Raw genomic sequence first — 14,784 nt, 5'->3', positions numbered from 1 at the left:
TCGTCTCCCCTCGTTGTGCAACTGGTGTCGATCGGCCTCCTCAGTGCAGGACCGCGCTGAGGAAGGTCTGTAGTTCGGGCGTCTTCGGCTCGGCGAGCACCGCCGCGGCCTGGCCTTCTTCGTGAATGCGGCCCTCGTGCATGAAGACCACGCGCGAGCCGAAGCGGCGGGCAAAGCCCATCTCATGCGTGACGAGGATCATCGTCATGCCGTCCTGCGCCACCGATTCGAGCACCTTCAGCACCTCGCCGGTGAGTTCGGGATCGAGCGCCGAGGTGACCTCGTCGAACAGCATCAGCTTGGGCTGCATCGCGAGCGAACGGGCGATGGCGACGCGCTGCTGCTGGCCGCCGGAAAGCTGGGACGGGAAGGCGTCGAGCTTGTCCTCCAGCCCGACGCGGCGCAGCACGTCGCGGGCGATCTCGCGGGCTGCGTCCGGCGCCTGCTTCTTCACCACCCGCGGCGCGAGTGTGATGTTGTCGCAGACCGAGAGATGCGGGAACAGGTTGAAGCTCTGGAAGACGATGCCGACCTCCTGCCGGAGCTTGCGCAGGTTGGTCCTGGGATCGTTCACCTGCACGCCGTCGACGAGGATCGAACCGCCCTGGATCGGCTCGAGGCCGTTGATGCAGCGCAGCATGGTGCTCTTGCCGGAGCCCGAGCGCCCGATCACGGCGATGATCTCCCCCTTCGCGACGTCCAGCGAGACGTTCTTCAGAACCTGGACCGCGCCATAGCTCTTGCTGATCCCCTTGATTTCAACGAGCGACATCGAGCTTCCGCTCGAGCGAGCGGCTCCATTGCGTGAGGGGGAAGCACATCAGGAAGTAGATGCAGGCGACGGTGATGTAGACGGCGAAAGGCTTGTAGGTGCCGGCGGCAGTGAGCTGGCCCTCGCGGGTCAGTTCGACAAGCCCGATCGTCGCGGCGAGCGAGGTGTTCTTGATGAGCTGGACGAGGAAGCCGACGGTGGGCGGGATTGCGACGCGGATCGACTGCGGCACGATGATGTGGCGCAACTGTTCCCAGAGCGACAGGCCGAGCGAGGCGCCGGCCTCCCATTGCGTCTTGGCGATCGAGATCAGCGCGCCGCGCCAGATTTCGCCGAGGAAGGCGCTGCCATAGACCGAGAAGGCGACGGCGGCTGCGAACCACGGATTGACCGAGATGCCGATCAGCGGCAGGCCGAAGAAGATCAGGAACAGCCAGACCAGCAGCGGCGTGCCCTGGACGATATGGGTGTAGCCGGCCGCCAGCCAGCGCAGCGGCGCGAAGGGCAGGATGCGGACGACGGCGATGACCAGGCCGAGCAGGGCGGCTCCGGTGAAGGCGGTGACGGTCAAGGCCACGGTCCAGCGCGCCGCCGCGACCAGGTACATCACATCGATCAGGCCGAAGGAACGGATCATCGCCTGACGAACGCCCAGTAATAGATGCCGGCAAAGAGGCCGCGGAAAGCCAGCGCAAGGCCGAGATAGAGCACGCCGATCACGGTATAGACTTCGAAGTCGCGGAAGGTGCGCGACTGCACGATCGAGGCTGCGTGGAACAGGTCCTCGACCGAAATCTGCGAGACCACGCTTGTCGCCAGCATCAGCAGTACGAATTGGCTGGCGAGCGCGGGAAACATCGATTTCAGCGCCGGGAACATCACGATGTAGCGGAAGACCTGCAGGCCGGAGAGGCCGAGCGAGTGGCCGGCCTCGGTCTGCGCCTTCGGCACCGCTTCCAGCCCGGCCCGGACGATCTCGGTGGTATAGGCGCCCAGATTGATGACGAGCGCGATGATCGCCGCCGTCAGGCCGTCGAGCCGGAGGCCGAAGCTCGGCAGGCCGAAGAAGATCAGGAAGAGCTGGACCAGCAGTGGCGTGTTGCGGATCACCTCGACATAGCCACCGACGATCCGCTTCAGCCAGCCCGGTCCATAGACCCGCGCCGCAGCACAGGCGACGCCGATGACGAGGCCGCCGAGCATCGCGCAGGCCGAGAGCAGCAGCGTGATCCAGACGCCGTCGAGGATCGACTCCCACGCCGCAAACACATCCCGAAACTGCAGGCCGTATTTCATCGCGCTCAGACCGCCACGGCCGCAGGCAGCGTGACGGCACGCCCACAACAAACCGACAGAGTGATCAGCGATGGTGTCATTGAGCCTCCCCTTTACAAGAGGCTAGGTTGGCTTCTTATTTGATGTCAAGCTTCACATATGAAACGAGGCAGCATGCCTGACCTTCCGGAAACAGATGACGGCGAGAAGGCCTCCTATTCCGCTCCGGCTCTGGAGAAGGGGTTGGATATTCTCGAGCTGCTGGCGGATGTCGGCGAGCCGCTTTCGACCCGCACCATTGCCGAGCGACTGGAGCGCTCGAAGAGCGAGATCTTCCGCATGGTCTTCGTGCTGCAGCAGCGCGGATACTTGGTGCGGGAGGCGGGAACGGACAGGCTCGCACTGTCGCGACGATTGTTCGATCTCGGCATCAGGACGCCCAGCGGGCGGCAGCTGACCTCGGTCGTACTGCCTCTGATGGAGCGCTTCAGCGAGGAGAGCGGGCAGGCGGCTCATCTCGTCGTGCTGAGCCGTGCGCAGACCGTGGTTCTCGCGACGACCTCCGGACATCTCGACGCGACGGTTACCGTGCGGCCGGGCTATGGCAGGCCGGCGCTGGAAGCCAATTCCGGATTGCTCATCCTGGCGTTCCAGACACGGGCACGGCGTCTGACCCTGATGAAGGATGCCGATAATGAGGCGCGGGCGCGGCTCGAGAGCACCGGCGTTGCGGCCATCTTCGAGATGATCAGGGAGCAGGGACACCAGATCGCACCAAGCCGCGACATTCTGGCGGTTACCGATATCGCCTGCCCGGTCATCGGACCGGCAGGCTATGCGCAGGCGGCGATCCTGGTGCCATGCCTGCAGCGCCATGGCGTGCAGACCAATGAGAAGGCGATCCTCACCAGCCTGAAGGCCTGCTGCCACGAGGCGGGGCTGCGCCTGGCCTATAGCTGACTAGGTGCAGGATGTTGGATCAGGCGGTGACGGGCTGCGGCGTGTAGCCGGCCGCCGTGACGATCGCCGCGGTGGCGGCGCGGTCGCTGGTGCCCAGGACGCTGACCAGTTTCGAGGCCGGGTCGGCCTGGACGCGGGTTCCGGGAAGGCCAATTTCGATCGCCTTGATGATCGTACCGGCGCAATGCCCGCAGGTCATGTCCTCGACGCGGAAGCTGAGTGTTCCCGCGCCCTGAGGCTGTGCCTGAGTCCCAGGTGTCGTCTTCTCGCTATGGCTCTGGCATCCGCACATCGTTCTGCGTCCTTTCTGAGGGGTATGAAGGGAGCCTAAAGCTTCCCATGATGGGAAGGTCAAGCGCCCTCTGCGGGATGCCGGCGCACATCGTGGGAGGATCCGGCCCTCTCGCGGAGTGTTGAAAATTGGCCTTGACCTTCCCATCATGGGAAGGATCATACCCCTCGCCATCAACATGCGGAGATCAAGCCATGGCGATGGCACGGACAGCGGGAAGCCCCGTTAGAGAATTTGAGATCGAGATCGGCGGGATGACTTGTGCTTCCTGTGTCGGGCGCGTCGAACGCGCCGTGAAGGCCGTCGACGGCGTCGGCTCAGTCGCAGTCAACCTCGCGACCGAACGAGCCCGCGTGACCCTGTCTTCCGGCGGTAGCGATGCCGGCGCGATTGCGGCCGCGATCCGCGGCGCCGGCTACGAGCCCACCGAGCGCATCGTCGAGCTGAAGATCTCCGGCATGACCTGCGCGTCCTGCGTCGGCCGGGTCGAGCGGGCGCTCAAGGCGGTGCCGGGCGTGCTCGACGCGACCGTGAATCTCACGACCGAGCGTGCCACCGTGCGGGCTCTCGGCGGTGCGGACCAGATGCAGCAGCTCGTCGCGGCCGTTGCAGGGGCGGGCTATTCCGCCGAAGCGCCGAGCATCGATGCCGGAGCCTCGGATCGCGAGCAGCAGGCGCGCGAGGCGGAGCAGGCGGGTTTGAAGCGCGCGGTCATCATCGCCGCAGTCGCGACAATCCCGCTGCTCGTCTTCGAGATGGGCTCGCATATGTACGAGCCGCTGCACCATTTTCTCGCCGGGCGTGTCGGCGAGTTCAACATCAAGCTCCTGTCCTTCCTGCTCGCGACATTCGTCCAGTTCGGGCCGGGCCTGCGCTTCCTGAAGAAGGGGTGGCCGGCCTTGCTGCGTGGCGCGCCGGACATGAATTCGCTGGTCATGCTCGGCACCAGCGCGGCCTATCTGTACTCGACGGTGGCGACCTTCGCGCCGGAGTTCCTGCCTGACGGCACGGACTACACCTATTTCGAGGCCGGTGCGGTGATCGTCACGCTCGTCCTGACCGGACGCTGGTTCGAGGCCAGAGCCAAGGGCCGGACCAGCGAAGCGATCCGGCGACTGATGTCGCTGCAGGCGAAGTCGGCGCGTGTCCTGCGCGACGGCGTCGAGGCCGATGTCGGGATCGAGAGCGTTGTTCCGGGCGATGTCGTCATTGTGCGTCCGGGGGAGCGCATCCCGGTCGATGGTGAGGTTCTCGACGGCGTGTCCTATGTCGACGAGGCGATGATCACCGGTGAGCCGGTGCCCGCCCGCAAGGAAGCGGGGGCGGCTGTGACCGGTGGCACGATCAACGGCACGGGCGCCTTCCGTTTCACCGCCACCAAGGTCGGTGCCGATACGCTGCTTTCGCAGATCGTCCGCACCGTCGAGGCGGCGCAGGGCTCGAAGCTGCCGATCCAGGCCATGGTCGACAAGGTGACGATGTGGTTCGTCCCGGCCGTGATGGCGCTCGCGCTTGTGACCTTCGCGGCCTGGTTCGCCTTCGGCCCCAGCCCCGCCTTCTCCTATGCTCTCGTCAACGCGGTCGCCGTGCTGATCATCGCCTGCCCCTGCGCGATGGGATTGGCGACTCCGACCTCGATCATGGTCGGCACCGGCAAGGGCGCCGAGCTCGGCATCCTGTTCCGCCAGGGTGATGCGCTCCAGGGTCTGAAGGATGCGAAGATCGTGGCGCTCGACAAGACCGGAACCCTGACCAAGGGCAAGCCGGAGCTGACCGATCTCGTCACCGCCGAGGGCTTCGAGGAGGCCCTGGTGCTGCGGCTGGTCGCCTCGGTCGAGGCTCGCTCGGAGCATCCGATTGCGGAAGCGATCGTTGTCGCTGCTCGCCAGCGCGGCCTCGCCCTCGCAGAGGTGTCGGAGTTCGCGGGTGAACCCGGCTTCGGCGTCAAGGCCGTCGTCGAAGGCCGGACGATCGAGATCGGTGCCGACCGGCTGATGCGGCGTCTCGGGCTCGACCTCTCGCCCTTCACAGAGGCGGCAGGCCGCCTGGGCGATGCCGGCAAGACGCCGCTCTATGCAGCGATCGACGGCAGGCTCGCTGCCATCATCGCGGTTGCCGATCCGGTCAAGGCCACGACCCCCGAGGCTATCGCATCGCTGCATCGGCTCGGCCTGCGCGTCGTGATGATTACCGGCGACAACCGGCGTACGGCCGAGGCGATTGCCGCGAGGCTTGGCATCGACGAGGTCGTGGCCGAGGTTCTGCCGACCGGCAAGGCCGAGGTGGTGGCCGGGCTCCAGGCTGGTGGCGCCAAGGTCGCCTTCGTCGGGGATGGCATCAACGACGCGCCCGCCCTGGCCAAGGCTGATGTCGGCATTGCCATCGGCACCGGCACCGACATCGCCATCGAGAGTGCCGATGTCGTGCTGATGTCGGGCGATCTGAATGGTGTCGCCAATGCCATCGCGCTGTCACAGGCGACGATCGCCAATATCCGCCAGAACCTGATCTGGGCCTTCGGTTACAACGCCCTGCTGATCCCGGTGGCTGCTGGCGCGCTCTATCCGAGCTTCGGCATCCTGATGTCACCGATGTTCGCCGGACTGGCCATGGCGCTGTCGAGCGTCAGCGTCCTGACCAATGCGCTGCGCCTGAAGCGCTTCCGCGCTCGCACGCCGGCCCCGTTGCAGGACCAGCGCGCCGCCAGGCTCGCGTTGGCGGGGTGAGACTGTAGGAGGAGCATGAGAGATGAACATCGGACAAGCGGCAACAGCCTCTGGCGTCAGCGCAAAGATGATCCGCTACTACGAGAGCATCGGGCTGATCGAGGCTCCGGTGCGCACCGAGGCGGGTTATCGTGTCTATGCCGGTGACGACGTCCACACGTTGCGCTTCGTCAAGCGCGCCCGGAATCTCGGTTTCTCGATTGAGGAAACGCGTGAACTCCTGGCGCTCTGGCGCGACAAGAGCCGGGCCAGTGCCGATGTGAAGGCGTTTGCCCTGCGCCACATCGGCGAGCTCGAGGCGCGGATCGGCGAGCTTCAGGCGATGGTGAAGACGCTCGGCCATTTGGCGCATCATTGCCACGGCGATGGTCGCCCCGATTGCCCGATTCTCGAGGACCTCGCCGATGCTCCCGTCCGGCAAGCCGCGGTTCCGGCAGGCTCTCGCGGCAGGGTACGGCATCACGCCTGAAGCCGGACAGGGCGGGCGCCCCGCAAGGCGCCTGCGCCACACGGCGGCTTAGGTTTCCCGGAAAGCGCGCGCCATGCTGTCCTTCAGCGGCTGCATCAGATATTCGAAGAACGTGCGTTCCTTCGTCTGGATATAGACCTCTGCCGGCATGCCGGCCGTCGGTTGGAAATCGTGGATCGCGGCGGCGCTGTTGCTGTCGAGGCGGACCCGTACGACATAGAGATCGGACGTATTGGGGTAGCCGCGCTGCCTTTCATCCGGCAGGGCGTCGGCCGAAATATAGATCACCTTGCCCTTGATCATCGGCGTCGTGCGCTGATTGAGGGCGCTGAGGCGGATGGTCGCGACCTGACTGTGCTTGATCTTGTCGATATCCTGAGGACGGACATGCGTCTCGATGACGAGCTCTTCCTGCAGCGAGACGATCTCCATGATGCTCTTGCCCGCCTCGATGACACCGCCGGCTGAGTGGTAGCGCAGCTTGACCACGGTTCCCTTGACCGGAGTGACGATCCTGGCGCGGTCGAGAACCCCCTTCACCGTGTGTATGCGTTCCCGGACATCGTTCAGATCGGCACTGACGTCCTGCAACTGCTCCGATGCGGCCTTGATCGCGTTCTTTCTGACACCATCGATCTGCTCGACTGCGCGAGCGATGCGCTCCCGCGCGTCGCCGATGTCCCCGGTGATCCGGCCGGCCTCGCCGCGTAGATTGGCGGCGTTGCGCTGAAGCGCGAGGACGTCGGGCTTGCGGATATAGCCACGGTCGAGCAGGGCCTGTTTGCCAGCGAGCTCTTCCTTGAGGAGTTCGCTCTGCTGGGCGACGGCGGCAAGCTGGGCCTTGCTGCCTGCGATTCTTTCCTCCAGCCCGTCGATGCCCTTTTGCTGAGCCGAAATGTCATTGGAGATGTTGTTCTGGCGGGCAATGAAAGTCGCCGTCTGCGCCTGGAGCATCGCGGCGACATCGGGATCGGTGCTGCTCGCAATCAGGTGGGGGGGGAATACCAGTTGGGACCGACCGGCCGCCTCGGTGTTCAGCCGCGCTTCGACCGCCTCGAGCCGCATCTGCTTGAGCAGGTGCCGGCGGAGTTCAGCCCGGGAAGAGGTGTCGTCGAGCTGCACGAGCAACTGGCCGGGCAGGACGACGTCGCCCTCTCGCACCATGATCTCGCGGATCACGCCGCCTTCGAGATGCTGGATCGTCTTGTTCTGTCCCGTGGTCACGAAGACCCCCGGCGCGATCACGGCGCCTGAGATCGGTGCGGTATTGCCCCAGACGCCGAAGCCCATGACCGTCATCAGCATGATGCCGATGCCGCTGAGTTTCGCCCATCGGGTGTTGCGCGGGACGTCGCCATACCAGGGCTGAGCTGCGATCATTGCGGTCATCGTGCGTCTCTCCACCCTTGCAAAACGCCTGACTGCCCGCCCCGGCAGGGGCGTGGCGGCACAGAATCTCAGTTCGGCCTTGGCGTGCTGTCGATGCTCCGCTGCCCGACGATCAGGGGCAGGATCTCGTCGCGTGCGCCGATCGCCTGGACCGCGCCATCCTTGATCATCATGATCTTGTCGACGCTGCGCAGCAGGGCCGGCCGCTGTGTCACTGCCACGACCGTCATGCCTCGCGCCTTGGCACGCTCGAAGGCTCGCGCCAGCGCGGCCTCGCCGATCGTGTCGAGATTGGAGTTGGGCTCGTCGAGAACGACCAGTCTCGGATTGCCGAAGAAAGCACGGGCGAGCCCGAGTCGCTGCTTCTGGCCGCCGGAGAGCGGGCTGCCATCGATGCCGATCTGCGTCTCGTAGCCATGGACGAACTGCGCGACCATTTCGTGGATGTCGGCGATCTCGGCAGCCTCGTACACATCCTCGTCGCTCGCGTCGTCCCGCATCCTGGCGATATTGGCCTTGATCGAGGCTGGGAAGAGTTGCGTGTCCTGGGGGAGATAGCCGACATTCTCGCCGAACTGCCGCGGGTCCCAGTTGCGCTGCTCCATTCGGTCGAGCCGCACCGTGCCGGCCGTTGGCGTGATCGAGCCGACCAGCATGCGCGCGAGCGTCGACTTGCCGCTGCCCGAGGCGCCGACGATGGCAAGCGAGTCGCCGGGTTCGAGGCTGAAGCTGATGCCGTTCAGGATGACCTTCTTGTTCGGTGGCGGCACATAGAGGATGCGCTCGACATCGAGGCGGCCCTTGGGGTTCGGCAGCTTCAGCCGATCGAGATTGAGCGGCGAGGCCTGCAACAGGGCCTGAACCCGGGAATAGGCGGCACGCGCGTGGATAAAGCTGCGCCAGCCTTCGATCGTGCCTTCAAGCGGGGCCAGCGCGCGGCCCGCGACCACTGATGACGCGATGACCATGCCGCCGGTGAGGGATCCTTCCAGGGACAGCCAGGCACCCCAGCCCAGCATGGCGATCTGCGTGCCGAGCCGGAAGAACTTCGACAACCCGGTCATCATGATGTTGCGGTCCTGGGCGCTGACCTGCGCCTTCAGGGATTCCGCGGTCTCGCGGCCCCAGATCAGCACGCCCTCCGGGATCATGCCCATGGCGTTGATGACCTGCGAGTTGCGCGACATCGCTTCCGATTGAAGATTGGCGCGCGTCGCAAACGCGCTCGACCTTGCGAAGGGGACGGCCGTCAGCTTCTGGTTGAAATAGGCGACCACGAACAGGACGATGGCGGCGACCGTGACGATGTAGCCGAGATGCGGGTGGATCAGATAGACTGCCAGCAGGTAGATCGGTGCGGTCGGTGCATCGAGCATCGTCAGGATGACCGGCCCGGTCAGGAAGCTCCGGATCTGCTGAAGATCGGCGAGTATCTGGAACTCCCGATTCGAACCGCTCTGGGCCGCCTTGGCTGCCGCGCTGAGAACGGGGCCGCCGAGCCGGCTTTCGACATCCACGGCAACCCGCATCAGGATGAAGCGGCGCATCATGTCGAGCAGGACATGGGCCAGGATCGCGACCATCACGATGATCGAGAGCATCATCAGCGTGTCGAGGCTGCGGCTGGTCAGCACCCTGTCCGACATCTGGAACAGATAGATCGGGACAGCCAGCACCAGCGTGTTCACGACGATCGAAAAGATCGCGACGATCACCAGGTTGTGGCGCGCCTCCGCGAGCCCTTTGCCGAGGACCTGCTGGAAATCGCGATCCCCGAGGCGTTGTTCGAGCGGTGATCGGCCGCCGCTGCCACCGCCCCCTCCGCCACCACCTGTTCCGCCCTTGCCGCCCCCAGGACCGTTCGATGTCGTCGTGCCTTGCGGGCTGCCGGCGCCTCCGACCGGTCGCAGATTGGGGACGCTGTCGGCGGGAGGAGCGCCATGCTTCGCCTCGGCGCGCAGCGGGGCTTGCCCTGGTGAGGCCTGACGGGCCTCGCCGGCCATGCGGTCGTTTGAATTGGCGACCAGCGTGAGCGGGGGCGGGGGCCTGCCAATGGTTGTCCCGAGCGGCGTGGCTCCGGGCAACCTGGTGGCATCTGGACGGTTCGGTGGCGCGGCGGGAACGGCTTCGTCGGTCATGGAGAGCCCTCGATGCGTACTGGCCTCAAGACATGATGTTGGAGGTGAGGTGATCGTGCTGGGACGGGTCGGGTATGACTGGGCGCGATACGGAGGAGTCCGATACGGAGTACGAATCCACGTCATGCGCGAAGGCGACGAGTTCGGGCACCAATGTCTGGGTGTCGTGGATGGTGACCTTGTCGGTGTCGGTGATCATGTTGGTCTGGATCAGCACGCTCTCCTCGTAGGCGTCGCCGCCCAGGTATTTCGAGGTCGAAAGCGTGCCCGGATCAATGATATGCGCCTCATTGAGCGCCGTGTTCCCGCCGGCGGCGACGCCCTGGGTCGTCCCGGGCTGAGCATTGGCCTGGATGACCTGGTCGGCGTCGTTCAGAACATTGATCTGGGTGATGACGTTCACGTCGTAATAGTCGCCGGGCACGTAGAGGACGTGCAGCGTTCCGAACCTGTTGCCGTTGAGTTGCCAGTTGGCGTCGGGCGCCAGAATCGTAGAGTGCTGATCAAGCGCGCCGAGAAGATCGTAATGCGCCTGCTGCATCGGCTTGAATGCGACGCTGTCATAGGTCGTGATATCTGCGAGATTGGTAAGGTTGTTGAAGCCTGTGGTGACAACGGTAATATCGCTGCCGTGGCCTGTTGCAAACAGCTTGGCGCTGTCTGAGTCCAGAACGATGTTGTACTGGTAGATCCAGTCGGCACGGTGATAGTTGCCGCCAATGATGATGATGTCGTAGCTGTCCAGGCCGGTGATCTGAGCGAGATTGAGCTGGGCGTTCTCGCCGCTCTTCACGTCGAAATAGGTTCCGTTCTCCGCCTGAACGATCCTGTCGCTATCGTTCAGTCCATTGAACTGAATGACGGATTTCACATCATAGAAGCTTCCCGGCATGACATCGACCGACCAGAAGGGGGTCGCTGCGGCGCCGTTTGGCGCGATCGTCATCGTATGCGTCGCGAATTCCGCGATGTTGTGGACTTCGTTGCCATGGCTCTGAACCAAGGGGGCCAGCGTGCCATCGACGGCGACGTCGACATGGTCGTTGTCCACGAGGACATTTACCTGCGCGATGCCGCGGCTGAAGAAATAATTGCCGCCCACGATCATCGAGCCTGTTGCTTCGTTGGCGTCGACGATGACCGCAGCATTTGCCAGCATGTTCAGCCCGGTCTCCGAGACGACGGCGACCCCGCCTGTGGGTTCGGCGGCTGTAATGGATTTGGTGATGCTGTCGGCGGGCGCGTCGGCCAGGCGCCAAGGCGCGACCTCGGCAAGGCTCGGCACCGGTGGATCGCTCGCGTTGAGCGCGCCGTCGACAATTCTGCCTTCCGTGGCATGTGAGACAGGGCTGCCGTCGGAATAGGGGCTCCCCGTTTCCGCCCAGCGCATATCGCGACTTTCGATAGCCGCTATCACGCTCTGGGTCGTGCCGCCCTGAAGCGCCGCGACCTCGCCGGGCACAGCGCTCTGCGCTTGGTGCAGCATGCCGCTCAGGACGCCGTCGAGATGAAGTTCGGGGGGCACGACGAGAGTGCCGTCAGGATAACGGATCGCGTCGGATGTCAGCAGATCCCGGTCGTCCGCCTGATTGACCTGGTGGATCGAGAGCAATGTCTCGGTACCGCCGTTCTGATACCCCACAGTGACGATCTTGTGGCTGGTGACCGTACAGCCATAGTCGTAATCGACGCTGTCGGGCGCATCGAGGCGATGTGGAAGCGGATGACTCGATGGGAGGATTCTGGCCGGCGGAGTGAAGGGTGTGGGCGTCAGGCTGTGGAGGGCGGGACTGTCGTCGGAGACGTTCGGCGCCCGAAAGAACACGGGTTGCGAAGCCGTTTCATCCGGTGTGATGGGCGCAACGCGATCGTAGAAGCGATCGCCCCCCTCGTCCGACACGACCCGGGACGCTTCGCCGTCATAGGTTTCGCGCGCCCGCATTTCATCAATGAAGACGCGAAGATAGCCGGCAAAATGCCATATCGTTTCGGTAAAGCCGCCAGTGTTCATGGCACACTCTGCACTATTGCCTGGCAAGGCCGGTCGCGAGGGCACCAGGCATTGCGTGGGCTCAGGGGCTCACCGGCCCCGAGCAGGGAGCGCGCGGGGAGGCGACCCCGCGCGTCCGAGCATAGCTTGCCTTCCGAGCGTTGGGACGCTCAAAGTGTGCCGATGTCGTGACCTGCGACGGTCAGGTGATCGACGGAGTTGAACTGGACATTTGCGCCCATGGCGATGTGCTGTGTGAAGGCCTCCTGGGTCAGGGCCACGTTGGCAGCAGCCGCGCCGATGCCCGAGTAGCCGTCACTTCCGCCATGGATGTCGCCGAAGCTCGACGATGCTGAGCCACCCGTGGCCGTGGCGGTCATGGAGAAATCGCCAACCGCTTCCGGGATATGGCCTGGACCATAGCAGGACGGGTCGAGCCCACCAGAGTTGAAGTTCACCGACGGATTGGACAGGCTGTCATTGTCGGTGAGGTTGTTGACCTGCGCGATATTGAAGTTGTTGCCGTCATCCGTCGTCTGGGTGACGACGGACGGCATCACGATCGAGTCGTGGATGTCGTGAATCGAGTCGATATCCATCACCCGGTTATCGACGGGGGGCACGAGGGCGCCACTGAGGTCGAGGTCGACCTTTACATTGACAGTAGTGTCGACGGCGGTCTGAACGTGGTTGATGTTCTCGTTGTAGTTGAGGTTGCCGTTCAGGTTGCCATTGGCGTTCAGATTGCCGTTGCCGTTGAGATTCAGGTTGCCGTTGTCATTCCAGACGGAGGTGTCGACGGCCTGCGCGGAGTACTGCGCCTGGCCTTGTCCCTGCCCCTGGCCTTGTCCTTGCCCCTGACCTTGTCCCTGCAATTGGGCTTGAAGCTCAGCCTGCGCCTGATCCTGGCTTGGATCCTGCGGGTGATAATCGTTGTTGTTCGGCATGGTGCTTTCCCGTCAAAAAAAAGGAAAGGCACCCTTCCGCTCGTTGATCGCCGCGTCCCTTCTGCGCTGCGCCGATCCACTTGCGTTGGATGCCATTAGTGCGGAATATTGATAATTTAGGTCGAATGAATGTCCCGCCTATCTACGCAAGGAACGTTCTTCAAGATTTCGTACTGGCGACAGCAGAAATCCCTTAATTGACTAAGTCATTGTTTGCATCTCCCGATCTTAATTGGTTGATATAAGTAATAATTTTTCTGAATTATTGGTCTGGTTCGATATTAGGCCGGAGTGTGCGAAATGAAATTTGAGACATATAATTTTATCAGTCATATACTAGTAGATAGGTATAAATTCTGAATATTATTCAAAATTATTGAATGTAATATTCACTATTGGCAAACAATTTCTTTTTGTTGCCTAATTGATAAATATCTCAGAAATAATGTGACAATTTGGGGGTTGTGTGCATTATTTCCGAGCGGCAAACATCCAACTATGCCCTTGCGGCGTCAATGTATCGAATTATTACCCATTTTCAGACTTTATTGACTTTCAATTACCCATCTGGGACCATGTTTTCGGGTTGGAGGTTGCGCCATGCCGAACGCCATCCGCTTGCAGAACGAGCGCGTCGTCCATTTGTCGCTCGAACGAATGGTCTGGCCTTCCGGACCGGTTTGCCCGCATTGCGGCGAGGCTGCCCGGCTGGGGCGGCTCAACGGCCTGAGCACCCCGATTGGCGCGTGGAAATGCTATTCCTGCCGGAAGCCGTTCACGATCAGGAACGGCACGATCTTTCACAACAGCCATGTGCCTCTGCATGTCTGGCTCCAGGCCCTCTACCTGCTGACGGCGACCCGGCAGAAGATGGGGTCGCAAAGGCTGGCGCAGACGCTGGGAGTTTCCGTCCGAACGGCCTGGCATCTGAAGCAGAAGATTGCCGGCGGCCTCGCGGTTTCTCCGCTGGAGGTGGCCTGCTACGCACCATGGCAGCATGGCGACATGGTCATGCGCTGCGAGTTCCTGGACTGCCAGGTCGATGGCGGCCCAGGCAGCGCGAGTTGCGTCGCGCGTTTTGAACGCTTCATGGCAGCGCTGGAAGGCATCGCAACCGCGGAAACGGACACCTTGTTCATTCAGGCGTTGCGGCGGCTCCTTGCAACCCGGCCGGAGCGGCTGGAAGAGGCCGGCGAGGCGTTGACGGAAGTTCAACTTGAACTCGGCTTGCTTGACGACGAGCCGGCGCAGCCGCGGGTCCGAGCTGCGAGCTTCGGCGGTTTCGGCATGCCGGTCTCTCAGGCCAAGAACTGACCTCTGCGCATATGACGTTCGACATGGTCGTGCCAGAGCTCGTCCAGCGTTCTGCTTCCGGCTTCGCTGGAAGCTGTGCCGAGCGGCTCCATTCCTACCAGTTCGCCCGCCAGTTCGCCCGCCGATGGCCGGGTGGCGTCCAAGGCTTCCAGAAAGGCGAGCGCTCCCATCGACCCTGCGGTGAAGGCCGGGTCTCGGCGGCTGCTCAGAAGACAGATTTCCTCGCCCACAAGTTCCGGGCCGATCCCGGTGAGAGCATTCAGCACCGATGACTGGGCCGAGGCGAGCGCGTGCGTTCGCAGCTCGCCGCATTTGCGTTCGACGATCAGCGTGACCAGGGTCGCAAGGAAACCTAGAATCTGCGGCTGGAGCCAGTCGCCCGCTTGCAGGCCGGCGCCATTCGCGGAAGTCTTCAGAACGAACGGCTCGAGGACGGAGAAGGCGGCCTTGCGCGCTGGTCGGGCTCTCAGAAGATCGAACATGCTGGCTCTGCCGTATCGGAGCCTTCAGGA

At 63.4% G+C, this 14,784-nt stretch carries 13 protein-coding genes; 4 read left to right on the top strand and 9 right to left on the bottom strand.

Features of this window, described 5'->3' with window-relative positions; translation table 11 throughout:
• Positions 1-40: 40 nt before the first annotated feature.
• The 3 genes from AB4118_RS14170 to AB4118_RS14160 are packed head-to-tail and all read right to left on the bottom strand — an operon-like array spanning position 41 to position 2,068.
• Positions 41-772, bottom strand: a complete 732-nt coding sequence (locus AB4118_RS14170) for an amino acid ABC transporter ATP-binding protein (protein ID WP_113519325.1) — start codon at positions 770-772, stop codon at positions 41-43.
• On the bottom strand, positions 759-1,409 hold the full coding sequence (locus AB4118_RS14165; RefSeq protein ID WP_069877846.1) for an amino acid ABC transporter permease: 651 nt from the start codon (positions 1,407-1,409) through the stop codon (positions 759-761). The genes AB4118_RS14170 and AB4118_RS14165 overlap by 14 nt, the downstream gene beginning before the upstream one ends.
• Complete coding sequence (locus AB4118_RS14160; protein WP_441490320.1) at positions 1,406-2,068, bottom strand: amino acid ABC transporter permease; 663 nt, start codon at positions 2,066-2,068, stop codon at positions 1,406-1,408. The genes AB4118_RS14165 and AB4118_RS14160 overlap by 4 nt, the downstream gene beginning before the upstream one ends.
• Before the next feature lie 153 nt (positions 2,069-2,221).
• Between AB4118_RS14160 and AB4118_RS14155 the strand changes: the two genes are divergently transcribed.
• On the top strand, positions 2,222-3,007 hold the full coding sequence (locus AB4118_RS14155) for an IclR family transcriptional regulator (protein ID WP_441490319.1): 786 nt from the start codon (positions 2,222-2,224) through the stop codon (positions 3,005-3,007).
• A gap of 19 nt (positions 3,008-3,026) precedes the next feature.
• Here AB4118_RS14155 and AB4118_RS14150 read toward each other — a convergent pair whose 3' ends face one another.
• Entirely contained in the window at positions 3,027-3,299 is a 273-nt protein-coding gene (locus AB4118_RS14150; RefSeq protein WP_441490318.1) for a heavy-metal-associated domain-containing protein, read from the bottom strand.
• A 200-nt stretch (positions 3,300-3,499) separates the two neighbouring features.
• Between AB4118_RS14150 and AB4118_RS14145 the strand changes: the two genes are divergently transcribed.
• Together AB4118_RS14145 and cueR are read left to right on the top strand one after the other, a co-directional pair.
• Positions 3,500-6,025, top strand: a complete 2,526-nt coding sequence (locus tag AB4118_RS14145; RefSeq protein WP_441490499.1) for a heavy metal translocating P-type ATPase — start codon at positions 3,500-3,502, stop codon at positions 6,023-6,025.
• A 22-nt stretch (positions 6,026-6,047) separates the two neighbouring features.
• On the top strand, positions 6,048-6,494 hold the full coding sequence (gene cueR / locus AB4118_RS14140) for a Cu(I)-responsive transcriptional regulator (protein ID WP_069877841.1): 447 nt from the start codon (positions 6,048-6,050) through the stop codon (positions 6,492-6,494).
• A gap of 48 nt (positions 6,495-6,542) precedes the next feature.
• Here the strand turns inward: cueR and AB4118_RS14135 are convergent, their stop codons facing one another.
• The 4 genes from AB4118_RS14135 to AB4118_RS14120 form a co-directional block, all read right to left on the bottom strand.
• Entirely contained in the window at positions 6,543-7,883 is a 1,341-nt protein-coding gene (locus AB4118_RS14135; RefSeq protein ID WP_441490317.1) for an HlyD family type I secretion periplasmic adaptor subunit, read from the bottom strand.
• Positions 7,884-7,951: 68 nt separating this feature from the next.
• Entirely contained in the window at positions 7,952-10,021 is a 2,070-nt protein-coding gene (locus tag AB4118_RS14130) for a type I secretion system permease/ATPase (RefSeq protein ID WP_441490316.1), read from the bottom strand.
• A gap of 25 nt (positions 10,022-10,046) precedes the next feature.
• Complete coding sequence (locus AB4118_RS14125) at positions 10,047-12,032, bottom strand: hypothetical protein (protein ID WP_441490315.1); 1,986 nt, start codon at positions 12,030-12,032, stop codon at positions 10,047-10,049.
• A 149-nt stretch (positions 12,033-12,181) separates the two neighbouring features.
• Positions 12,182-12,958, bottom strand: coding sequence for a hypothetical protein (locus AB4118_RS14120; protein WP_441490314.1), 777 nt, complete (start codon positions 12,956-12,958; stop codon positions 12,182-12,184).
• 600 nt (positions 12,959-13,558) lie between these two features.
• On the opposite strand from AB4118_RS14120, the gene AB4118_RS14115 reads away from it, so the two are divergent.
• Positions 13,559-14,272, top strand: coding sequence for a transposase (locus tag AB4118_RS14115; RefSeq protein WP_441490313.1), 714 nt, complete (start codon positions 13,559-13,561; stop codon positions 14,270-14,272).
• Here the strand turns inward: AB4118_RS14115 and AB4118_RS14110 are convergent.
• Positions 14,257-14,754 carry a hypothetical protein gene (locus tag AB4118_RS14110; RefSeq protein ID WP_441490312.1) on the bottom strand — a complete coding sequence of 166 codons (498 nt, stop codon included), beginning with the start codon at positions 14,752-14,754 and terminating at the stop codon, positions 14,257-14,259. The genes AB4118_RS14115 and AB4118_RS14110 overlap by 16 nt on opposite strands.
• Positions 14,755-14,784 lie beyond the last annotated feature (30 nt).

This window comes from Allobosea sp. 2RAB26 (assembly GCF_052115465.1).
In the GTDB taxonomy this organism is placed as follows: domain Bacteria; phylum Pseudomonadota; class Alphaproteobacteria; order Rhizobiales; family Beijerinckiaceae; genus Allobosea.
The sequence above is the reverse complement of the archived record's forward strand: the minus strand, read 5'-3'. Positions and strand labels throughout refer to the sequence as shown.

Coding starts and splice junctions, on each gene's coding strand:
- AB4118_RS14135 (WP_441490317.1), bottom strand. CDS start 7,883: ATGACCGCAATGATCGCAGCTCAGCCCTGGTATGGCGACGTCCCGCGC.
- AB4118_RS14120 (WP_441490314.1), bottom strand. CDS start 12,958: ATGCCGAACAACAACGATTATCACCCGCAGGATCCAAGCCAGGATCAG.
- AB4118_RS14110 (WP_441490312.1), bottom strand. CDS start 14,754: ATGTTCGATCTTCTGAGAGCCCGACCAGCGCGCAAGGCCGCCTTCTCC.
- AB4118_RS14160 (WP_441490320.1), bottom strand. CDS start 2,068: ATGAAATACGGCCTGCAGTTTCGGGATGTGTTTGCGGCGTGGGAGTCG.
- AB4118_RS14165 (WP_069877846.1), bottom strand. CDS start 1,409: ATGATCCGTTCCTTCGGCCTGATCGATGTGATGTACCTGGTCGCGGCG.
- cueR (WP_069877841.1), top strand. CDS start 6,048: ATGAACATCGGACAAGCGGCAACAGCCTCTGGCGTCAGCGCAAAGATG.
- AB4118_RS14115 (WP_441490313.1), top strand. CDS start 13,559: ATGCCGAACGCCATCCGCTTGCAGAACGAGCGCGTCGTCCATTTGTCG.
- AB4118_RS14145 (WP_441490499.1), top strand. CDS start 3,500: ATGGCACGGACAGCGGGAAGCCCCGTTAGAGAATTTGAGATCGAGATC.
- AB4118_RS14130 (WP_441490316.1), bottom strand. CDS start 10,021: ATGACCGACGAAGCCGTTCCCGCCGCGCCACCGAACCGTCCAGATGCC.
- AB4118_RS14125 (WP_441490315.1), bottom strand. CDS start 12,032: ATGAACACTGGCGGCTTTACCGAAACGATATGGCATTTTGCCGGCTAT.
- AB4118_RS14150 (WP_441490318.1), bottom strand. CDS start 3,299: ATGTGCGGATGCCAGAGCCATAGCGAGAAGACGACACCTGGGACTCAG.
- AB4118_RS14155 (WP_441490319.1), top strand. CDS start 2,222: ATGCCTGACCTTCCGGAAACAGATGACGGCGAGAAGGCCTCCTATTCC.
- AB4118_RS14170 (WP_113519325.1), bottom strand. CDS start 772: ATGTCGCTCGTTGAAATCAAGGGGATCAGCAAGAGCTATGGCGCGGTC.